Origin of the sequence: Shewanella subflava (genome assembly GCF_025971955.1) — a bacterium.
Taxonomy (GTDB): domain Bacteria; phylum Pseudomonadota; class Gammaproteobacteria; order Enterobacterales; family Shewanellaceae; genus Shewanella; species Shewanella subflava.
In genome coordinates this window covers 313,961-335,105 of the sequence record NZ_JAPDMX010000028.1, presented here as the reverse complement: position 1 = coordinate 335,105, position 21,145 = coordinate 313,961, and the positions used below count along the sequence as shown (strand labels likewise).

The 21,145-nt window shown below is 40.8% G+C and carries 20 protein-coding genes; 4 read left to right on the top strand and 16 right to left on the bottom strand.

Annotation, left to right across the window (positions count from 1 at the left end):
- Window positions 1-19: 19 nt before the first annotated feature.
- Window positions 20-358 carry a P-II family nitrogen regulator gene (locus tag OHT75_RS13185; RefSeq protein WP_264727336.1) on the bottom strand — a complete coding sequence of 113 codons (339 nt, stop codon included), beginning with the start codon at window positions 356-358 and terminating at the stop codon, window positions 20-22.
- Between the two features lie 234 nt (window positions 359-592).
- On the opposite strand from OHT75_RS13185, the gene OHT75_RS13180 reads away from it, so the two are divergent.
- Both OHT75_RS13180 and OHT75_RS13175 read left to right on the top strand, forming a co-directional pair.
- The gene (locus OHT75_RS13180; RefSeq protein ID WP_264727334.1) at window positions 593-1,120 is read left to right on the top strand and encodes a GspH/FimT family pseudopilin; all 528 of its coding nucleotides are present in this window, start codon (window positions 593-595) and stop codon (window positions 1,118-1,120) included.
- A 121-nt stretch (window positions 1,121-1,241) separates the two neighbouring features.
- Entirely contained in the window at window positions 1,242-1,739 is a 498-nt protein-coding gene (locus tag OHT75_RS13175; RefSeq protein ID WP_264727333.1) for a GspH/FimT family pseudopilin, read from the top strand.
- Window positions 1,740-1,820: 81 nt separating this feature from the next.
- On the opposite strand, the gene OHT75_RS13170 is transcribed toward OHT75_RS13175, so the two are convergent.
- From OHT75_RS13170 to murJ, 12 genes are all read right to left on the bottom strand, one after another.
- Entirely contained in the window at window positions 1,821-2,117 is a 297-nt protein-coding gene (locus tag OHT75_RS13170) for a TapY2 family type IVa secretion system protein (RefSeq protein ID WP_264727331.1), read from the bottom strand.
- Window positions 2,114-2,503 carry a type IV pilin protein gene (locus OHT75_RS13165; RefSeq protein ID WP_264727329.1) on the bottom strand — a complete coding sequence of 130 codons (390 nt, stop codon included), beginning with the start codon at window positions 2,501-2,503 and terminating at the stop codon, window positions 2,114-2,116. The genes OHT75_RS13170 and OHT75_RS13165 overlap by 4 nt, the downstream gene beginning before the upstream one ends.
- 2 nt (window positions 2,504-2,505) lie before the next feature.
- Window positions 2,506-6,099: a pilus assembly protein gene (locus OHT75_RS13160; RefSeq protein ID WP_264727327.1), complete on the bottom strand. Its 3,594-nt coding sequence runs from the start codon at window positions 6,097-6,099 to the stop codon at window positions 2,506-2,508.
- The gene (locus OHT75_RS13155; RefSeq protein WP_264727769.1) at window positions 6,096-6,566 is read right to left on the bottom strand and encodes a pilus assembly PilX family protein; all 471 of its coding nucleotides are present in this window, start codon (window positions 6,564-6,566) and stop codon (window positions 6,096-6,098) included. The genes OHT75_RS13160 and OHT75_RS13155 overlap by 4 nt, the downstream gene beginning before the upstream one ends.
- A gap of 12 nt (window positions 6,567-6,578) precedes the next feature.
- Window positions 6,579-7,592 (bottom strand): PilW family protein, encoded by a 1,014-nt coding sequence (locus OHT75_RS13150; protein ID WP_406682022.1) that lies wholly within the window; start codon window positions 7,590-7,592, stop codon window positions 6,579-6,581.
- A complete protein-coding gene (gene pilV / locus OHT75_RS13145; RefSeq protein ID WP_264727323.1) occupies window positions 7,593-8,126 on the bottom strand; it encodes a type IV pilus modification protein PilV in 534 nt (177 codons plus the stop codon).
- A 262-nt stretch (window positions 8,127-8,388) separates the two neighbouring features.
- Window positions 8,389-9,318 carry a 4-hydroxy-3-methylbut-2-enyl diphosphate reductase gene (gene ispH / locus OHT75_RS13140; RefSeq protein ID WP_264727768.1) on the bottom strand — a complete coding sequence of 310 codons (930 nt, stop codon included), beginning with the start codon at window positions 9,316-9,318 and terminating at the stop codon, window positions 8,389-8,391.
- A gap of 39 nt (window positions 9,319-9,357) precedes the next feature.
- Window positions 9,358-9,801, bottom strand: coding sequence for an FKBP-type peptidyl-prolyl cis-trans isomerase (fkpB, locus tag OHT75_RS13135; RefSeq protein ID WP_264727320.1), 444 nt, complete (start codon window positions 9,799-9,801; stop codon window positions 9,358-9,360).
- A complete protein-coding gene (gene lspA / locus OHT75_RS13130) occupies window positions 9,798-10,316 on the bottom strand; it encodes a signal peptidase II (protein WP_264727318.1) in 519 nt (172 codons plus the stop codon). Before lspA ends, fkpB begins: the two co-directional genes overlap by 4 nt.
- Window positions 10,317-10,328: 12 nt before the next feature.
- Window positions 10,329-13,151 carry an isoleucine--tRNA ligase gene (ileS, locus tag OHT75_RS13125; protein ID WP_264727766.1) on the bottom strand — a complete coding sequence of 941 codons (2,823 nt, stop codon included), beginning with the start codon at window positions 13,149-13,151 and terminating at the stop codon, window positions 10,329-10,331.
- A gap of 31 nt (window positions 13,152-13,182) precedes the next feature.
- A complete protein-coding gene (gene ribF, locus OHT75_RS13120; protein WP_264727316.1) occupies window positions 13,183-14,118 on the bottom strand; it encodes a bifunctional riboflavin kinase/FAD synthetase in 936 nt (311 codons plus the stop codon).
- Between the two features lie 110 nt (window positions 14,119-14,228).
- Window positions 14,229-15,797 carry a murein biosynthesis integral membrane protein MurJ gene (gene murJ / locus OHT75_RS13115; RefSeq protein ID WP_264727314.1) on the bottom strand — a complete coding sequence of 523 codons (1,569 nt, stop codon included), beginning with the start codon at window positions 15,795-15,797 and terminating at the stop codon, window positions 14,229-14,231.
- Window positions 15,798-16,055: 258 nt separating this feature from the next.
- Here murJ and rpsT point away from each other — a divergent pair, with 258 nt between their 5' ends.
- Window positions 16,056-16,322 (top strand): 30S ribosomal protein S20, encoded by a 267-nt coding sequence (gene rpsT, locus OHT75_RS13110; RefSeq protein ID WP_261297582.1) that lies wholly within the window; start codon window positions 16,056-16,058, stop codon window positions 16,320-16,322.
- Between the two features lie 133 nt (window positions 16,323-16,455).
- Here rpsT and OHT75_RS13105 read toward each other — a convergent pair whose 3' ends face one another.
- Window positions 16,456-16,752: an ArsR/SmtB family transcription factor gene (locus tag OHT75_RS13105; protein WP_188841265.1), complete on the bottom strand. Its 297-nt coding sequence runs from the start codon at window positions 16,750-16,752 to the stop codon at window positions 16,456-16,458.
- 134 nt (window positions 16,753-16,886) lie between these two features.
- On the opposite strand from OHT75_RS13105, the gene OHT75_RS13100 reads away from it, so the two are divergent.
- Window positions 16,887-18,323 (top strand): M20/M25/M40 family metallo-hydrolase, encoded by a 1,437-nt coding sequence (locus OHT75_RS13100; RefSeq protein ID WP_264727312.1) that lies wholly within the window; start codon window positions 16,887-16,889, stop codon window positions 18,321-18,323.
- Between the two features lie 137 nt (window positions 18,324-18,460).
- On the opposite strand, the gene yaaA is transcribed toward OHT75_RS13100, so the two are convergent.
- The gene (yaaA, locus tag OHT75_RS13095) at window positions 18,461-19,237 is read right to left on the bottom strand and encodes a peroxide stress protein YaaA (RefSeq protein ID WP_264727310.1); all 777 of its coding nucleotides are present in this window, start codon (window positions 19,235-19,237) and stop codon (window positions 18,461-18,463) included.
- Window positions 19,238-19,361: 124 nt separating this feature from the next.
- Window positions 19,362-20,798: an alanine/glycine:cation symporter family protein gene (locus OHT75_RS13090; protein ID WP_264727763.1), complete on the bottom strand. Its 1,437-nt coding sequence runs from the start codon at window positions 20,796-20,798 to the stop codon at window positions 19,362-19,364.
- Between the last annotated feature and the right edge of the window lie 347 nt (window positions 20,799-21,145).

Below are 21,145 nucleotides of genomic sequence, written 5' to 3'. Positions count from 1 at the left end.
AGGCCATAAAGGCCTTAAGTTATACCGCTTCTTCGTTTTCTTCACCGGTACGAATCCGGATCACGCGCTCTATTTCAGTAACAAATATTTTTCCGTCACCTATCTTGCCTGTTCTAGCAGTATCAACGATGACATCGATAGCTTGCTCTAAAAGATCATCTTGTATCACTAACTCAATCTTCACTTTAGGCAAAAAATCAACCATATATTCAGCACCGCGATAAAGTTCTGTATGCCCTTTTTGGCGACCAAATCCCTTTACTTCAGATACTGTCATGCCAGTAATACCAATCTCTGCGAGTGATTCACGCACATCATCTAATTTAAATGGTTTAATAATGGCTTCTACTTTTTTCATTTAATCACTCCTAAAAGGGCTAAACAGGCGAATTAACTTGCCTAAGACGATGTAACTTTTAAAGTTTATCGTAACAAAATGCATCTGTTCAACATCTTACTTGAAAGCCAATTAATTTTCTGCTGCATTTTGAACTTATTTTAAAACCGTCTTTTCAGTTAAAAACTTAATCATCGGCTATAATTAATGCAACGGCTGCTGGATGCGGCTATAAAATTATCAAGGATGAAAAATATGATGAACTTACCTCGCCACAATTGTGGATTCAATTTTGTTGAACTCATGACCACTATTACCATCACCAGCTTGTTGTCTGTAATAGCGTTCCCCTCTTTCAACGCTATTCAGCAGCAATGGAGAGTGGATAGCAATATAAGCACCATTCAACATGCGATGCAATTTGCCAGAAATATGGCAATCAGTTATGGCACCAGAGTAACAGTCTGTCCTCTTGAGCAAGGAAAGTGTGGGAACAACTGGCAGGGTGGATTTTCAATTTTTAGTGATAATGGTGTAACTAATGAATTAGATAGCAAGGATAAAATATTAAAAGAAATAAATGCCTTCCACGCAAACGATATCGTTCAATATAACCGAAAAGCAGTACGCTTCCAGCCTGACGGGTTAGCCTCTGGAACAAACGGTACACTGACTTATTGCCCAGAAAAATTTAACAGCCCTTATTCTAAAGCAGTGATCATCAATCAAGCTGGACGGGTGAGGTTTTCAACTAAAAAAGATATCAAATGCGCAGAGAAATAACGCAAACTGCATCAGACATTGTTACTATCTGTTATAGAATGTTTAATGATTAAGTTTTAGATACTGAAATTTAAACCATTCTCACATATACTTAATTAAGTAGTTTGGGGGGATGAAAGTCATGTTTAAAAATCAAAACGGCTTTACCGTAGTAGAGCTTATGGTAACTATTGCTGTTGCTTCAATTTTATTGACTATTGGAGTACCTTCATTAGTATCAGTTTATGAAGGTGTTAGGGTAAATAATAATATTGAAAAGATTCATAACATCATTGCTTTTGCTCGCAATCAAGCAATAAGTTATGGTGCTACGGTAAACATATGCCCTTTTGCAAGCGAAACTTCTTGTGGCACGACAACTGATTGGAGTAACGGTATTCGAGTTTTTATTAATAATGCAGATGGTGATCATGAGTTAAGGGTAATTGATAGCTTTCATAGCCAAGATGTTGTAAAAGGTTCTGCATCGATGGTTTCATTTACCGCTGAAGGTATGGTGAATGCTGGTAGCGGCAACATCATTTATTGCCCCGGAGGTAAAAATGCTGACTCCAAAAGCGTTAATGTCAGTAGTAGTGGGTTAATCTCTTATGGCACAGATGCGTTATCATGTTCTTAAATTTAATCAGCTCTTTATATATTTTTATAGGAGCCTATATAAAAACCTAGATAAATTCTAGGTTTTTATCACGTGAATAAATCATCTTAATGTTTGCTTATCTTGCTCTTTGGCCTTTTCACTCTTGAAGTCTTGACTTAACAGCACACATTCTTCGACTTCTTTAATAAAGTATTTTTTACCTTTATTATCCGTTAACTGCTTACCTACTATTCTAGCCGATCTCAATTGAGCGTCTTTCTCTTGCCAGCGATAAAACAAAACTTTCGAACCTTTTGTAGTATTCACATAGCACTTATAGTCCTGTTTCGCTGCGCTAACTGGCAGAGACAAACTGCATAGTGTAAAACACGTTAACACACTAATATATTTGATCATTTCCAACACTCCGCAGAAGGGCCTTTAACGCCAACTGATGTCATGGTAATTGTTGCACAGGTGCTATCACGACTAGCCTGACTTCCTTTAGCTGTTGCGGTTATGGTAAAATCACTCGTGCCTGCAGAAGCTATACTATAATGGCCATGTTCTGTTACAAAGGGATTTGCAAGACCAAGTTTAGACATATCGGTAGCATAAACACGATTATCTAAATAATACTGCTCTTGCAAATTTGCAACTTTCATCACTGCAGCAACACCCTCAGAACGCCCACTTTTAGTGATATAGTCGATATAAGATGGGTAGGCAATCGAAGCTAAAATACCCACAATTGCCACTGTTATCATCAACTCTATTAGAGTAAAACCTTCACTTTTATGCATTATTAATTATTCTCAGCTTGATGGTAATAAAGTTTATTGGTATTCAAACAGGCATCAAGGTTAATGGTTCCTGTACAATTAAATCCATTCTCATCACAAATACCTTTACCAATGATCAGCTTAATCTGGCTTTCACAATCAGACTCCGACTCAGGTTCCTCAGGTTTTGAACAATCATCTCCGTCACAAGGTGGAGGGCAATCCTCCCCCTCACAAGGAATTGGCTTATCTACTGGCGGAGTGATGATTTTTGGAGGTTGCGGAATACAATTATCACATACGTCAATAACATACTCTTCAGAATAACGGGCCCCTTTATGTAGATCTAATGTATAAAGTCTACCAACAGAAGAAACTGTACATACATCTTGATCTGCCGCAGGTTGTGTTGGAATAAAGGACGTGAAATAAACCTTTCCTTTAATGATTATTGAAGGCGATAAACTTTTTTCCCCCGCTACAGGAAAGTCATAATACCAACCTTTCTTAGTACCAAATTCGATATTTTCAGCCTCTGTAGTCGGGGACGCTGATGTTACATTGTAAAGATTCGAAAAAGTAATCGCTTCAGGAACGGGCGAACCACCAGAACCAAACTGTTGAGTAATAACATTCCTATCTTGTAAAACATAAAACATATCATTAGTAGTTCGTTCTAATGGTTCGGCTCTATTACCTGTTCCTAGAGTTACAGCATCATAAGGAACATTTTGATAAGAGATAGTTGATGTCGTACCTGACGCATCAGTAACAGTTACTTTAGTCGTATTGGTAAAGTAGGTTTGGGCAACAATTGGTTCATAAAAGAAACGACGGTCGTTATTTAATGTACCACCCAAATCAGCGAACTTAAATCCGCTCCAAGTACTCTTATCATCAGATGGCATGTCCATGCGCCAAACTTTACCGCCCAAATCGGATGCATACAATCTGTCTGTATAGCCGTCACTATTGCTGTCAAGAGTTGCAATAGCTCCAACGATTGAATCTTCGATACCACTTAATATGGTATTACCACTCGCTCCAAATTTATGCACTAATGAGCCCGTTTCTGCATCCACGATAAAAATAGCACGTCCGTCGGAGTTTTTGCCCGTTCCAGAATCATACCCATTATTATAACCACCGCCAAAAATGACTACTGGCTTATCCGATCCAGGAACTTTCGTCACAACAGGAGTAGACCAAGTTTGGCCTAAGTCTGTAAAACCCAAAGTACTATTAGATACCTTCCAAAGCAGTTTGGGCTGAGAAGAAGGATCTGTAACGTCAAATGCAAAATATGTTTCGCCGCCTCTTCGCATTCCAATAAATAGCCACGCTTTAGTTATAGAGCCACTAGCACTTCTCTCTAAATAAGCTACAGGTGATCCATCCATACCATAAACACTATGTCCTAGAGCATAATTATTTCCTCTAAGAGTGGTGACATTGGGAAGTAATTGATAAGGCATAAATGCCCAGCTCTCAGAAACCGATGAACCTGTATCTTTAAAAGCATGAAGCACCCCATGATTTGTTCCGAAGAATATAACCACATTGGAACCATCGCCGCCATAATCTATCGCAAGAGGTTGGGAATGTAAGGGATCACCTACTATATCTCCTCGTACGCCAGAAAAGTCCTCAGATGTAAACTCTCCATCATCGGCTTTATCAACATTATTCCCCTTAATCCACTCAAACGCCTTAGTTAAATCTGTACTGACATCTGTGAGAGGAAGCGACATGTATGTGGCCAAAGAGTTTGAACCACCTGCGTATAATGCCGCATTAGATAAAGATAGAGTTGTAATAGCTCCTCCAGCACCGATATCACTGTATAATATGCGTTTGTCAGGGGAAATGGTTCTAGCTGCCCCGCCAAGAATAACATCATTACCATCAGGTGTTCCTGCACAATCACTCCAAAAACTACAAGCCGTTTCAGAGATCCCGCCAGAGCTATCAATCGCTAATTCACCTTTTGCATCAACCAGCGCTCCGCTAGAATTCACCTTTAATTTTTTGAGATTACCAGCCCATTTAGGACTCTGAGATGGGCGGAATAATGCATAGTATGCAGCGTCCAATGTTCTTGTAGGGTCTGCGTTACTAAAAGCCACACCAGGGGCGGAAAAACGCTGTCCTGTCTTGGTGATTTCATCAACTATATTACTAATTTTTTCTTGTAACTGTGCAGTATCATTTGCAGCAAAGTACTTACCACCACCGCGTCTAGCCGTTTCAATCAATAAAGGCTCAGCTTCAGAGCCCTCAGCTAAACTAAATCCAATTGAATGAGTAATAACTCGTTGAAAATTATCTACATTAGGCATGATATCATTGTTATACATATATCCTGCTAATGCAGGTAAATAGCTAAACCTATTATTAACCGTGTCATATTCATATGGCGCATCATTTAATACTTTTATAAAATTATTCGCACTTTTATCAACCGTTGGCGTACCATCGGTGATATAAATCACGTACGCAATTTTAGCACACTCAGTCAATGGAGATTTATAACTACCATTCACTTCAATGCTTGAATCGTAGGGCGGTCTATTAGCTCGGTACCAACTCGAATAGTTACTATCAGAATGACCAAAGGTAACTTCCCCTCCGCTAAAATACTTATAAGCCTCAAATAAAGTTTCACATAAAGGAGTATTTGTTTCAGCTGGTATATTCTCAACCGTACTGATCAATAAATCTTTTTCAGCACTTGTTCTTTGCTTAATGCCAGCGACAATACGCCCGCCATCTCTATTACCTTCATTAGGATAGTTTAAATTAAAAAGAGCCAAACCAAAATCGACAGATGGGATAGAGCTAATCACACCTGTAATTGCACTCTGCGCCATTTCTAGCCGAGTTGGTGGAGTTTCATCTGGTGGCAGCAAACCATCTTTATACAGTTTGTACCAACGTAGATAATTATCAGTATAAAGAGTCACTAACTGCCCTGAGCCAAAACTAATAGCTTTAGCGGTATCTTGCGCAGCAGAGTCTGTAGAACCATAGGGGATATAAGAATTGCCAGATTTAACACTATCCTGTGGGTAACCTGGTTCATAACCAGTTAAACTCTTATTGTTATCAGTTATGCCCGCCTCAATATCCTCGCCACAATCAACAGGGTTGTTTTTTTCAGCACCACTATTTTCTTTAATCTGTTGCCATGTGCCTTTACCATTTCCGGTAAACTTAAATTCTCGAATATAGCCTGTAAAACGACCATATTTATTCAATGCTGTTTTTGCCGTAGCACATCCATTGATTAGCTCATTAAATCGCCGAGATTCAGAAGGGCTATCTGGTACTGGTAATGAAGACTCATCCATCCCCGTTCCAACAGTAAAATAGATCATTCGTCCCTGATACGAATTGGAGCTCCCAACAGCAGGGTAAGCTATGGCTGGATCATAACCCTTTTGCGCCCCCTCAACCTCTGCATCCATACTGCCAGAGTTATCAAATATGATTAACACTTTACTACGGTTTTGAGTTAACTCTGGATTTAAATACAAATCAGTATCGTCAGCCAGTAATTGCACCGGCAGTGCAAATGCAGCCACAAGGCTTGCACATAATATTTTACTAAGCTTCATATTCCACTCCCGTTGAGCACTTCCTGCTCAATACCTGTAACGACTATCACCTGACCTAAATCATCACGGCCAAAATTTACCTGGCTAGATATTTCGATACGTCGACATTTAAATACATCTATTCCACTAGCAGGCCCTTTGCGTTGACAAGACACATTTTTAGGCTCCACCTTAAGACCACCAGCCCCATCATCAATCAAAGGAAGTGGAGTTAACACTTGCGTCCCACCGGAATAGTTATTGGCATTATCAACATTAGACATGGTTGCTAAAAATGCTGGAGTCTTATCTAATAAAACGGCTGCAATGCCACCATCAGCCAATGCCTTTGCTTCAATACGTTCAGCTCCGGCCCCAGCCATTCTTAATGATTGAGTAGAGTTTACGGCTAAAGCAACACCTATAACTGTCATAATGATGAGAACAATTAACGAAAAAAACAGCACCACACCTGCTTGCTTTTTGATTTTTACCATTATCTAGCTCCCTATAAGCATTGGGTTCTCTAAAATTACGGTTGTTGACATTACTTTACGCCTATAATGGTCATTAGGTGCGGCTATCGTTTTATCTCCTAACAGATATTCAACATCATTGGTATAAGTAAAGTCTTCCTGCTGCGACCTAACTAACACATATATTTTTACAGCAACCAAACGGGGTAAAGTAAGTAATGTTATATCTGTATTGGGTCTCATTAATGCAGATTCCCACATTGAATTAGAAACGTTAGAAACAGATCTATATATATCAACAACACCATCAGCATCTTCATCAAATCCATATAACACACGAATATTTTCTATTCCTTCGACGAGTTGTTCTTCGTTATTCATGCCATTAGTGACTGTCAGTGTACGTCGCCTCAGCACTGGAACCTCACCGTCATTTTTAATAAAATAAATATGATGTAGATACTCCCAAATACGACTATTTTCAAGAACAGGCAAAGCTTGCCCACCAGTGAAAAAAATTGCCTCACCAGATGCGGTTGCGACATAGTGACGTGTTGTATTAAGCGGTAAAGAAGCCGAGGGCCCCAAGAGTCTTTTAAGTTGAATGACGTCAGTATTTGCAAGCACTCCAGTCAAACAATTTATGCCTACCCCACTAACACCAGCTTCATAACCCCAAACACGCCTAAATTGGAGCCCGGAAGTATTTGGAAGTGTCGCATTATTAGCTCCTCCACCGAAACAATCATTGGGTACTGCCGCCGACATAACATTAGGGTTGGTAGTATCTATATCATTCCCAGTATAATCTCCAAAAAATCCTAATTGACTTATATCACGCTCCATAATCGCCAATGCTATCCGGCCGTTTTCTTGTAATTGATTAAACTGGCTGGTTGTAGTTACGTTAGATGAAGACATACTAAACATGGTAAACACACCCGCGGTTAAAAATAAACCAATAACCATAGCAACCATCAACTCTACGAGTGACATACCTGATTGCAATGCTTTCAAATTATTAGTCATATCTACCATCTATATAATTACTGTTTGAATTGAAAATATGCGGCGATTTTCTTTGTCCGCAGCACAGGATATCGAAGTATCGACAATGGGAGAATCTGCATCAATTTTCGTCTTTCGAATACCTCGCCATACAAGAACAACTGTTACAGTATTAGCATTAACCTCAATACATGCTGTAGGAGTATCGAGTCCACCCACATTTTGGCTGTCAACAGTCTCGTTTGCTCCAGTAAATGACGATTGCCACTCATAAATGTCCCGCAATCGCATCTGAGATGGTGTACAAACTGCTGCATTACAAGCCGTTGCTGAGGAAGGTGTTCCACTATAGGTACCTTCATAGTTAGCTAGTTGGCTTGAATTCAACTTCATACGATTAACAATATCATTAGCATAATATGACGCTTGAGTTTGCTGGAAAGACTCAAAGCTGCCTCTTTTGGCAACAATGTGAAGGTTGAAAATGCCAATAAGGCCGATCACTAGGATAACCAGTGAGACCATGACTTCAATAAGAGAGAATCCTTTGACTTTAGCGCGCATGTGTCAAGCCTTCGACAATCGCCATAATTTTGACCTCAAAAATAACGTTTTAAGCTTAAAAATCTATAACTTATACCGTATGTGTAGACAAATAATTCTAGCTTACAAATTGGCAACAATCCAGATTAATCTGTTTACGTTTGCGTAAAGCGACTATAACTAACTAACTATACTCCGATTAAAATTTAAGCACAAAAAAAAACCCGTAACTAAAAAGCTACGGGTTTATTTCAAACAGTATGACTGAAAAAATGTGCTTACGCTATCTTAACTCAGCTGGAACGGCAAAAACGATGTCTTCTTTACGGCCTTCTACCTCAGTTATCACGCTAGGGGCATGCTCTGCAATTGCATTGACCACTTGCTGCACTAAGACTTCTGGCGCTGAAGCTCCAGCTGTAACAGCTACTTTTGTAACCCCTTTAAACCATGATGGCTCTACATCAGCAGCGGTATCAACTAAATAAGCTTGAGTGCCTGTTTTTTCAGCTAATTCACGTAATCGATTTGAATTGGAGCTATTTTTAGAGCCAACGACTATCAGTAGATCAACTTGCTCAGAGAGTTGCCTAACCGCATCTTGACGGTTTTGAGTCGCATAACAAATATCATCTTTACGCGGTCCCTCAATTGAAGGAAAACGTGCTTGTAAGGCTGCGATAATATCAAGCGTATCATCAACAGATAATGTTGTTTGCGTAACAAAACATAAATTATCAGGATTTTTAACCGTTAAAGCATTTACGTCTTCAGGGGATTCAATTAAATAAACCCCACCTTCATCATTGTCATATTGTCCCATGGTCCCCTCAACTTCAGGATGACCTTCATGACCAATTAAGATGCACTCAATACCTTTACGACTGGCGCGCGTTACTTGTAGATGCACTTTAGTCACTAATGGACACGTGGCATCAAATACTTTTAAACCGCGCGTTTTAGCTTCTTTCCTTACCGCTTGTGAAACACCGTGGGCACTAAAAATAACAATTGAATTGTCAGGAACTTGATGTAACTCTTCAACAAAAATAGCACCGCGATCTTTTAAATTTTGCACCACATAACGGTTATGTACCACTTCATGACGAACATAAATGGGGGGTTCAAATAGCTCTAGTGCGCGCTCTACAATACTAATAGCACGATCAACACCCGCACAAAAACCTCGAGGATTGGCTAATAAAATATTCAGTTTTGCAGAAGTAGGATCAACTTTTAACATTGCAAATGTTTACTCCGTGATGACTTTAACAACGTCCAATTCAAAAGTGACTTTACGTCCAGCTAAAGGATGATTTAAGTCTACAGTGATTGAATCACCTAGTGTTTCACGCACAATGCCTGGAATCTCACTTCCACCAGGGCCGGCAAAACTGACAATAACGCCTGGCTCTAATTTCATGTCTGCAGGAAAACGACTACGGTCCATATGGTGGATCGCATCTGGATTTGACTCTCCAAAGGCATCTTTGGCCTCAAGGGTAAACGTATGCTTATCACCAGCAACTAAATTAATAATCTGTGCTTCTAAGGCTGGACTTAAGCTTTGATCACCGATATTTAATCTTGCTGGCTTACCCGATGCTTTAGTGCTATCGGCAGTAGAGCCATCCTCAAGAATGATATTCATATGGCATACAATTGAGTGAATATCTGGCTTATTTAAATCGGTCACTTTGACTGCTCCTGCTCTTCATGAACCACATCGGGCTTAAATGCTTCCCAAATAATCAGTACAGCACCAATAAAAATGGCTGAATCAGCAATATTAAATGCTGGGTAATGACTGGTATTCCAGTAGAAGTCGATAAAATCGACCACAAAACCGTGCATCAAACGATCAACTAAGTTGCCTAATGCGCCACCTATGACCAATGTGTAGGCAAGGTTTGTACGCAGCATTTGATGTGATTGCTTTCTCAGCCAGAAAGTCAGCAATGTGCTGAACCCTACGGCTACAACAGCAAAAAACCATCTTTGCCAACCGCCTGCATCACTTAAAAAGCTAAATGCAGCGCCGTAATTTCGCACATACGTGAAATTAAAAAACGGCAATAACTGAATGGAATCATATAACTCAAAATTATTCAGTACCCATTGTTTAGATAGCTGATCTGCAATAAATACAAATACAGCTACCCAATACCAACGCAAGCCACTGTCTTTCCAAGTTAATGGAACAGTACTCATAGCATTATACCCTTATGCAAACTCACGTTTTTCGCCGTCACCTTCAATATTGGTCACACAGCGTTGACACAATGTTGGGTGGGTTTCAATGGTGCTAACCTCTTCGCGGTGATGCCAGCAACGTTCACACTTTTGTGCTTCACTTTTGGTCACAACTAATTTAAGGCTTTCAAGTTCAGTCACAACCGCATCTGAGGGTGCATCAGCTAAAGGTAAAACAACCGCTTTAGACGTTAGCAATACAAAGCGAAGTTCATCATCTAACTTAGCTAACTCAGCAATCAACTTAGAATCGGCAAATAGAGTGACTTCAGCTTCTAATGAACCACCAATACGTTTATCACGACGGGCTTGTTCAATTACTTTGTTCACTTCATTGCGAACAGTAAGTAACTTCTGCCAATACTCATCGCTCAAATCGGATTCAAGCGTTACTGACTGCAAACCTTGATACCATTCTTCCGTAAACACGTACTTTTCACGTTTACCTGGTAATAACTGCCACACTTCGTCAGCGGTAAAGCTTAGAATTGGTGTGATCCAACGTACCATGGCTTCGGCAATGTGGAATAAAGCCGACTGGCAGCTACGACGCGCATTACCATCCTGCTTCGCGGTATATTGACGGTCTTTAATAATATCTAAATAAAATGCACCCAGTTCAACAGAGCAGAACTGCATTAACTTTTGCGTGACTAAATGGAAGTTATATTGATCGTACGCAGCAATAATTTCATTTTGCAACGTATCTGCACGGCGCAGCACCCAGCGATCTAATGCCACCATATCTTCTGGCGCAACCATATCGGTCTCTGGGTTAAAACCATTCAAATTAGCCAATAAGAATCGTGCAGTATTGCGAATGCGTCGATATGCATCGGCACTACGGTTAAGGATCTCATCTGAAACGGTCATTTCACCGCTATAATCGGTCGCAGCAACCCATAAACGTAGAATATCTGCACCGAGTTTGTTGGTGACTTGCAGCGGCGCGATGACGTTACCGACTGACTTAGACATTTTGCGGCCTTTACCATCTACGGTAAATCCGTGCGTAAGCACTTGCTTGTAAGGCGCTTTGCCATTCATCGCCGTTGAAATCATCAACGATGACATAAACCAACCACGATGTTGATCGCTGCCCTCAAGATACAAATCAACTTCATGACCTTGGAACTCAGGACGCGATGCCACAACCGATGAGAATGTTGAACCGGAGTCGTACCATACATCTAGTGTATCTGTGACTTTGCGGTATTGAGCGGCTTCTTCGCCGAGGAGTTCAGACTCATCTAAATCCCACCAAGCTTGAATACCCTGTTGTTCAATGCGATGCGCGATACGTTCCATTAATGCAACGCTATCAGGGTGTAACTCTTCGGTTTCACGGTGAACAAATAAAGTGATTGGTACGCCCCAAGTACGTTGGCGTGAAATACACCAGTCTGGACGGTTTTCTACCATTTTTTCAATACGGCTTTGACCCCAGTCAGGCACCCATTGTGTTTTTTCAATTTCAGCTAATGCTTGAGTACGTAAGCCTTTGTTGTCCATCGAAATGAACCACTGTGGCGTGGCACGGAAAATAATCGGGGTTTTGTGACGCCAGCAATGCGGGTAGCTGTGACGGTAAGCCACATGGTTCAATAATGCGCCCTTCTCTTTTAAAAGAGCAACCACATTGTCATTTGCTTTGAATACATGTTGGCCAGCAAAAAATTCAGTGTCAGGCTTAAATACGCCGTTATCACCGACTGGATTTGCGACTTCTAAATCATATTTTTGCCCCACGACAAAGTCGTCTTGACCATGTCCTGGTGCAGTATGAACAATTCCAGTACCCGCATCTGTGGTGACATGGTCACCTAAAATTGCGGGCACATCAAAACTTAAAAAAGGATGCTTAAAGCGCGTTAATTCAATTTCAGCACCTTTGATTTCACCAATAATAGTATGCGAATCAAATGCAAAACGTTCAACGCATGACTCAACTAACACCCGACCTAATATAACCGCTGCAGTAACACCGTCTTTGGTGTATTCCACTAAGCTGTAATCTAAATCTGGGCTAAGTGACAACGCACGATTAGCTGGCAATGTCCATGGTGTGGTTGTCCAGATGACCATAGAAACTGGATAAGCGTAATTTTCAACGCCAAACTTAGCCGCAATAGCCGCACTGTCGGCTGCTTCGAAAGCCACATCAATTGCAGGAGACGTTTTATCTTCGTACTCCACTTCAGCTTCAGCTAACGCTGAACCACAATCGGTACACCAATGCACCGGCTTAACGCCTTTATGCAAATGGCCACTGTCGATCACTTTGGCAAGTGAACGGACGATATTCGCTTCAGTGCTGAAATCCATAGTCAGATATGGGTTGTGCCAATCGCCTAAAACCCCTAAACGGATGAAGTCATCACGTTGACCATCGACCTGAATAGCCGCATATTTACGGCACTCTTCACGAAACTCCGCTGCAGAAATTTTTTGGCCAGGTTTTCCGACTTTTTGCTCAACTTTTAGTTCAATAGGTAAACCATGACAATCCCAACCTGGAATATAAGGTGCGTCAAAACCTGACATGGTTTTAGACTTGATAATAATGTCTTTTAGGATTTTATTAACTGAGTGACCAATATGAATACTGCCATTCGCATATGGAGGGCCATCGTGCAAAATAAACGGTTTACGACCCGTTCTATTTTCACGAATGTGTTGATACAGCCCATCTTGCGTCCAGCGATTTAACATTTCTGGCTCGCGATTAGCTAAGTTACCACGCATCGGAAATTCAGTTTCCGGCAAATTCAAAGTCAGTTTATAGTCGCTCATTGATCCCATACCGTTGTTTAAGCTGAATACATCAGCTTGCATCAAAGCTGAACAAAGCCTTGGCTTCATTCGCATCATTCAAAATTTGTTTTTTTAGTGCATCCAGTGATTCAAAAGGTTGTTCATCACGAATTTTTGCCACTAACTCTACTTCTACTCGCTTACCATACAAGTCACCATCAAAATCAAATAGGTGAACTTCTAACTGGCAAACTTGGCCTTGCACCGTTGGTCTAAAACCAATATTGGCAACGCCTTCATATATATCACTGTCATCCCAAAATAAACGCACGGCAAACACGCCACGCACAGGGACAACTTTTCTTTTTAAAGCAATATTCGCAGTCGGAAAACCTATGGTTCTACCAATTTTTTGTCCGTGGGCCACTTTACCACTTAAAATAAAAGGGTGCCCCAGCAATCGCCTTGCTTGCTCAAGGTTACCCTGCTGCAATTGCTCGCGCACTAATGTTGAACTCACACGTTGCGAGCCAACAATAAAACTTTGTGTGCTGACCACGGTAAAACCAAATTCTTTTCCTGCAGCGACCAACATTTCAAAGGTGCCTTCACGGCCTTTACCAAAGCAAAAATCGTCTCCAACAACAAGGTATTTCACCCCAAGCTTATTAACGAGTAAATCTTCAATAAAAGCTTGTGCAGGTTGACTGGCAAAAGCAGGCGTAAAGTTGACACACAATAAACGGTCAATATCTAGTTCATCAAGTAATCGAACTTTATCACGCAGCAAGCTTAACCTTGCTGGCGCTTTCTCTCCTCGAAAGAGTTCTTGCGGCTGAGGCTCAAAGGTCATTATCGTTGCAGGCAATTGAAAATGATGTGCTTTATCAACTAAACGCTTTATCACTTCAGCGTGGCCACGATGCACACCATCAAAGTTACCAATGGAGAGCACGCACCCATGATGCGAAGGTAATATATTGTGTATACCGCGGATTAATTCCATTACGCCAATGCTTGCCCAAGTAATTTAATGATAGTAAATCGGCAGATTATATACCCAAAGCCCTATTCACTTAAACCCACTAACTCTATTAAGCCTGTTTAATTGTACCTTTATCCCGAAACAGGGGCTTTTTTAATTTTCCATGGTCTCACGCCAAGTAAAAGTAACATGAGCAAATAACTGATTGCGCCTGCAATAATTAACGTGATCAGCATTAACATTCGGTGACCAATATTCCAGCTAATCCATTGCGATTGGTCAGGAGAGAAATAAAATAGCAAACCAGACATCACTGCAGTTGCAATAACAACTTTAAAGGTAAAGATTAAAGTAGAGCGGCTAACTTGATAAACCCCAGCTTTATGCAAACCTTGATACAGTAATCCCGCATTAAGCAAAGCTGACATTGATGTCGCAATGGCTAAGCCAACATAACCAAATGGAATGGCAAAAAGAAGGTTAAAAAACATGTTGGTTACCATGGCAATAATGCCATATTTAACTGGTGTTTTAGTATCTTGCCTTGAGTAATAGCCTGGAGCTAATACCTTAATCATCATGAAACTCAACAGTCCTGCACCATAGGCGACTAAACTGAATGAAGCCATTTCTACATCTGTGATGCTAAATGCCCCACGCATAAACAGCACCATTAACATAGGTTGCGCGAGTAAAATCAAACCAAACATTGCCGGCATACCTAAAAGCAAAATAGCTTTAACGCCCCAATCCATGGTGTGATGAAACCCCTCACCTTCTGCATTAATATGCTTTCTTGAAAGAGCAGGCAAAATGACCGTCGCAATGGCAATACCAAATAACCCGAGTGGAAACTCGAGTAATCGATCTGCGTAATATAACCAGCTAATCGATCCGGTCATTAAAAAGCTGGCAATAAAAGTATCAAACAATAAATTAATTTGCGAAACAGAAACCCCAAAAAGTGCGGGGATCATTAATGTGCGAATTTTAACGACACCAGGATGGTGCCAACCCCACGAAGGTTTTACTAATGCACGCTCTTGAATTAAAAACGGAATTTGAAACACGAATTGCACTAGACCACCAGCAAAAACCCCCCATGCTAATCCAATTTCAGGGCTTTCCATTGAAGGCGAAACATATAAAGCAAATGCGATTATGGCGATGTTCAGAAAAACGGGCGTAAACGCAGATACCGCAAAGCGGCCTCTGGTATTTAAAATGGATCCAGCTAGGGCGGTAAATGTAATAAACCATAAATAAGGGAAGGTGATTTTTAGCATTAATGATGCAAGTTCGAATTTTTCAGCATTAGGGCCGTCATTTAACCAATCTAAAAACCAGCCACCGCCAAATAATGCCGCTAATATAGGTGAACCGATTACGCCAAAAAGCGTTACCAATGTCACCAACACACCTAGTGTACCAGCAACTTTACCAATTAATTCTCTGGTTTCTTCTGGAGTATGTTTCTCTTGATATTCGGTTAAAACAGGTACAAAAGCTTGTGCAAACGCCCCTTCAGCAAACAGTCGACGTAAAAAGTTTGGTATTTTATTCGCGAAAAAAAACACATCGGCGCTACTTCCTGCCCCCATTAGGTTTGCAATAACAACATCCCTCGCCAACCCCAACACGCGTGAAATCAATGTCATAGCACTCACAATCACACCTGATCTTATTAACTTTTTACTCAATTGGCCCCCTGAAGCGCATCCTGCCCACAAAATTTAATGGGATTTGTCACAAATATTCTAACCAAGCCCTGTCACATAAGCGAAAGAGCTGTTAGAATTGCCGCCACATATTACACGAGTGGGTTGAAGATAAGCACGCTCGATTGAAATTTTTATCTTTATGATGCTATTTCAATCATTGTCGTTGACAAAGCGACAAAAAGCAGGCATATTCCTCGGCCTTTAAAAGTATCAAATCCAGTTTTTAGGAGTTGCACCTTGGCTAATAGCAAGTCTGCAAAGAAGCGCGCGCTTCAGTCTGAAAAGCGTCGTCAGCATAATGCAAGCCGTCGCTCTATGTTACGTACATACGTTAAAAAAGTTATCGCTGCTATCAAGAGCGGTGACCACAAAGCGGCTACAGAAGCGTTCGCAGTTGCACAACCAATCGTTGACCGTATGGCGACAAAAGGCCTTATTCACAAGAATAAAGCAGGTCGTCAAAAGGCTCGTTTGAATGCTAGAATCAAAGCACTAGCTGCTTAATTTTAGTAATCAATTTTAAAAAACCGGCTTAGGCCGGTTTTTTTATATCTAAATTACAATAAATAAGTGATTAGGTTGATGTAATAAAAAAGCCTTAATCAGGTTACTGATTAAGGCTCAATATAAAGTTATATTAGTGACAATACATATTATTTAGCACTTGAATTAACGCTTTCACTTCATCACTTTTTAACGAGTAATAAACGGTTTGCGCTTCTTTGCGTGTGCACACTAAGTCGTCCTTTCTTAACCATGCAAGGTGCTGTGATAACGCAGACTGACTCAAACCTAGCTTTTTATTCATATCGCCAACGCACATTTCACCATCATTCAAAAGGTGGCATAAAATAAACAATCTACGTTCGTTTGCTAGTGCCTTCAGTAACACAACAGCATGATCGGCTTGTTGTTGCATTTTTTCTATATTCATCACCCGAAATACTCTCCTCATCTAACCTTAGCCTAATATAGCGTCACCTTAAAAATAGAGTCGGGACATGAAGCACACTTTTTGGTAGATTGTTTAAAAAAGTGAGACATAGTTAGAATATTTGAAGGAAACTCATGAAAAACTACACACGCGTCAGCTTAACCGCCTTATTTACAATGGCATTATTAGGCTGTCAATCGACACCCTCATCAGTTCAAAAAATGCCTGAGTTAGTCATAAATAATTCGCAAGACGCAATAATTAGTCAGCAACTTGCTCAAAAAGCCCTAAATTCTAATGCCGCCTATGACATTGTTGAATCACTCACCGTAGAAGTGGGTCCAAGGTTAGCTGGTACAGACAAAGATATCATGGCAGTTGATTGGGCCATGGAAAAATTATGGTTAATGGGATTTGACAAGGTTTATAAAGAATCTGTTCAAGTACCCGCGTGGTCTCGCGGCCATGCAAGTGCTAGTATCATAGCCCCGTATGAGCAACCCTTAGTGATTACGGCACTGGGCGGAAGCATCGCTACACCGATAAAAGGCATTCAAGCGCCCATTGTTAGATTTGAATCATTAGAAGAGCTTATGCTTGCTTCTCCGGGCCGTGTAGAAGGAAAAATCGTTTTCATCGACCATAAAACTGAGCGCCACAAAGAGGGTAATGGTTATGGTGTGACTGTGGGCGGGCGTTCAAGAGGTGCTGTTGAAGCCGCTAAAAAAGGTGCTGTTGCTATCGTTATTCGATCAATTGGTACGGATCACGACCGTATGGCGCACACTGGCATGATGCGATATGAAGAAGATGTACCCAAAATTCCTGCTGCAGCTATGTCTATTCCTGATGCTGAATTGATAAATGGCATGCTTAAGCGCGATCCAAATATTGTCATGTCATTAAACATGACGTCAGAAAATCTGGGCATCGCCACATCCTATAATGTCATCGCCGAAGTGACCGGCAGCAGTAAACCTGACGAAATAGTGCTAATAGGCGCACATTTAGACTCTTGGGATGAAGGCACGGGTGCAATTGATGATGGTGCTGGCGTCGCAATTGTGACTGCAGCTGCAAAATTGATTCAAGACCTTCCGCAAAAGCCAGCGCGTACGGTAAGAGTTGTTTTATATGCTGCTGAAGAAGTGGGCTTAGTCGGCGGTAAAGCATATGCTGCGCAACATGCCGATGAACTGGAAAAACACTATATTGCCGCAGAGTCTGATTTTGGTGCTGGACCGATTTACCAAATTGACTTTAATGTTGCACCAAACAGCTTTAAACAAGTTCAACACCAAGTGTCGGCAATGACGCGATTCGGTGTTGCATTAGGCACTAACGACGCATCCGGTGGCCCTGATGTATCTATGATGCCGGGATTAGGCGTACCAGTTGCCTCGTTAAAACAAGATGGTACCGATTATTTTGATTACCACCACACGCCTAATGACACCTTAGATAAAATTGATCCCAAAGCATTAGCGCAAAATGTGGCTGCGTATGTGCAATTTGCTTATATGATGGCACAATCTGAAATTGATTTAAGACCGTTAGCGTCAACTAAATAATGACAATATCATGTTGGTAAAAAAGCCCTGATTAAGGGCTTTTTTTACATTAACTGATGAGGCGCAATTTCATCTGCGATCAGGTTTAAACGGTAAAATATCTACACCATCACTTACCATCTTTAAGCTTCGAAGCGCTAAATTTGCTCTTGGCGTAAAAACACCGGGCTATTAGCGGTTGATTGCTCCGGAGAATAAAAGTAGCCTTCAAGGTCAAATTCAAGTAATGCTGATAAATTTTTAGGTTGCTTATCAATCAAATACCTTGCCATCAAACCACGGGCTTTTTTGGCATAGAAACTGATAACTTTATACTGTCCATTCTTACAATCTTTAAACACTGGCGTGATTAGCTGGCCGTTAAGCTGTTTTACTTTTACCGACTTAAAATACTCGTTAGAAGCTAAATTAATAATAATGTCATCACCTTGCGCTTGTAATGCATTATTGATCTCTTTAGTAATGGTATCGCCCCAAAAGGCATAGAGATTACTTCCTTGAGGATTAGCAAGCTTTGTGCCCATTTCAAGGCGATATGGTTGCATTAAATCTAACGGTTTAAGTAGTCCATATAACCCAGATAATATGCGTAAATGTTGCTGCGCTGACTCAATTTGTATTTCAGATAAGCTATCTGCATCAAAACCAGTATACACATCCCCCCTAAAAGCAAAAATAGCTTGTTTGGCGTTATCGGGAGTAAAGTTGGGCTGCCACTGTGCAAATCGGGCAGCATTTAAGCCCGCTATTTTATCACTGACCTTCATCAAACTAGCAATATCAACGGGCGAAAGCTCACGACACACCTTAATAAGTGATTCACTGTAAGATAATAATGTTGGCTGAGTGAATGTTTTCGTCGCTGGGGGATTTTCAAAGTCTAATGTTTTGGCGGGCGATACTAAAACCAGCATAGTTTACTCCTCTGTCTTAATTAGAATCATGATACGTGACTAAAATAAAAAAACCATGCTAAATCAGCATGGTTTTTTCGATTACCCTAACGCACATTTTCAATGCATTATATCGTTCTACTATCTATCGTTTATGTTTTGCAGAACCATCAGGCCAAATTTTGTCTTCTAATTGATCTGCTAATTCAGGAAACTTACTGGTCTCAAATACAGGATCTTTACCTGCGTTAACTTGCTCACGATAATCATTGATGACACGAATAGCCAAACCAGACAGTAATAAAATTGCGACAATATTCACCAAGGCCATTAAGCCCATCGATACGTCAGCTAAGTCCCACACTAGGCCAATTTTAGCCATGGCACCAAACATCACCATGCCTAAAACAATCAATCTAAAAATCGGTAACGCCTTTTTACTGTTACCAGATAAAAACATCACATTGGTTTCTGCATATGAGTAATTTGCAATAATCGAGGTAAAGCAAAATAGCAAAATTGCCGCAGCAATAAATCCGCCACCCCAACTGCCGACATGTGAAGATAATGCATTGATTGTCATGCCAATACCCTCACCACTGCCTGCTGCATCGCCTGACAGTAAAATGATTGCCGCAGTAGCAGTACAAATCACGATGGTATCGAAAAATACCCCCATCATTTGAATATACCCCTGTGATGCAGGATGATTTGGATTAGGTGATGCACTGGCTGCAATATTTGCCGCACTGCCCATACCGGCTTCATTTGAAAACAAACCCCGTGCGATACCAGCTTGCATGGCCTGGGAAACACTATAAGCAATTGCGCCACCAGCGGCTTCATGCCAACCAAAAGCACTGTTGATAACCAGCATAAACACACTTGGCAGTTCGGTGACATTCATCAAAACAACGACTAATGCCATCAATATATAAGCCAGTGCCATTACTGGCACGATAAACTCAGACACCTTAGCCACTTTCTTTAAGCCGCCCATGATAACGACACCACTAAAGGCGGTGATCCCAAGTCCGACATAAAGCGGATTGAAATCAAATACTGTCGTCATCGCCCCTGCGATGGTATTCGCTTGTACAGCATTAAAGACTAAACCAAAACAGATTATCAGTAGAACAGAGAATAAAATTCCCATCCAACGCTGCCCTAACCCTTTCTCCATATAGTAAGACGGGCCGCCGCGATATTGGCCATCGACATCTTTCACTTTATAAACTTGAGCGAGTGTAGACTCAATCATTGCTGTGGCCATACCTAAAACGGCAATAGCCCACATCCAAAAAACAGCTCCAGGCCCTGCAACACCTATCGCGAAGGCCACACCAGCCATATTACCCGCACCGACACGCGCTGCCATACTGGTACAAAATACTTGAAAAGATGACAAACCATTTTTGCCTGGTCGACGACTAATAGACAGTAACTTAAGACCATGACCAAACTGACTAAACTGAATAAAACCCAGTCTAATGGTGAAATATAACCCTGCACCCACTAGCCCGTAGACTAATAACTTACCCCATAAGAGGGCATTTAAATAATTAACGATCGTCTCTAACATTGCCATAATGCTTGTCTATTCCTTTGGGATAGCTTTATTTTGTGCAACCTAAACATCAGCAATGACAAAATAAAAATATCTTAGTTATTTGATTATTATAGATTTAATGCAATAACTGAGTGATAACCCGTTATTTAACTGGCTTCATTATACTCATTCAACAAAGTAACTCTAATTTAGTTTACGCTACAAAACTGAAATTTCTGTGTTGATTGCATATTTGTAACAAGTGCAAATTATCATGAGCTGTCAAACTGTTCTTGATAAGCGGATCGCAAAAAAACATTTAGCCTCCGTCAGCATAACAAATAGACAACCTAACAAACCGCTCAAAATTAAAGCCATTA

Bases quoted from the DNA above. Each gene is read 5' to 3' on its own strand.
- OHT75_RS13185 (WP_264727336.1), bottom strand. From the start codon at position 358: ATGAAAAAAGTAGAAGCCATTATTAAACCATTTAAATTAGATGATGTG.
- OHT75_RS13180 (WP_264727334.1), top strand. From the start codon at position 593: ATGATGAACTTACCTCGCCACAATTGTGGATTCAATTTTGTTGAACTC.
- OHT75_RS13175 (WP_264727333.1), top strand. From the start codon at position 1,242: ATGTTTAAAAATCAAAACGGCTTTACCGTAGTAGAGCTTATGGTAACT.
- OHT75_RS13170 (WP_264727331.1), bottom strand. From the start codon at position 2,117: ATGATCAAATATATTAGTGTGTTAACGTGTTTTACACTATGCAGTTTG.
- OHT75_RS13165 (WP_264727329.1), bottom strand. From the start codon at position 2,503: ATGCATAAAAGTGAAGGTTTTACTCTAATAGAGTTGATGATAACAGTG.
- OHT75_RS13160 (WP_264727327.1), bottom strand. From the start codon at position 6,099: ATGAAGCTTAGTAAAATATTATGTGCAAGCCTTGTGGCTGCATTTGCA.
- OHT75_RS13150 (WP_406682022.1), bottom strand. From the start codon at position 7,592: ATGGTAGATATGACTAATAATTTGAAAGCATTGCAATCAGGTATGTCA.
- pilV (WP_264727323.1), bottom strand. From the start codon at position 8,126: ATGCGCGCTAAAGTCAAAGGATTCTCTCTTATTGAAGTCATGGTCTCA.
- lspA (WP_264727318.1), bottom strand. From the start codon at position 10,316: ATGAGTACTGTTCCATTAACTTGGAAAGACAGTGGCTTGCGTTGGTAT.
- ileS (WP_264727766.1), bottom strand. From the start codon at position 13,151: ATGAGCGACTATAAACTGACTTTGAATTTGCCGGAAACTGAATTTCCG.
- ribF (WP_264727316.1), bottom strand. From the start codon at position 14,118: ATGGAATTAATCCGCGGTATACACAATATATTACCTTCGCATCATGGG.
- OHT75_RS13105 (WP_188841265.1), bottom strand. From the start codon at position 16,752: ATGAATATAGAAAAAATGCAACAACAAGCCGATCATGCTGTTGTGTTA.
- OHT75_RS13100 (WP_264727312.1), top strand. From the start codon at position 16,887: ATGAAAAACTACACACGCGTCAGCTTAACCGCCTTATTTACAATGGCA.
- yaaA (WP_264727310.1), bottom strand. From the start codon at position 19,237: ATGCTGGTTTTAGTATCGCCCGCCAAAACATTAGACTTTGAAAATCCC.
- OHT75_RS13090 (WP_264727763.1), bottom strand. From the start codon at position 20,798: ATGTTAGAGACGATCGTTAATTATTTAAATGCCCTCTTATGGGGTAAG.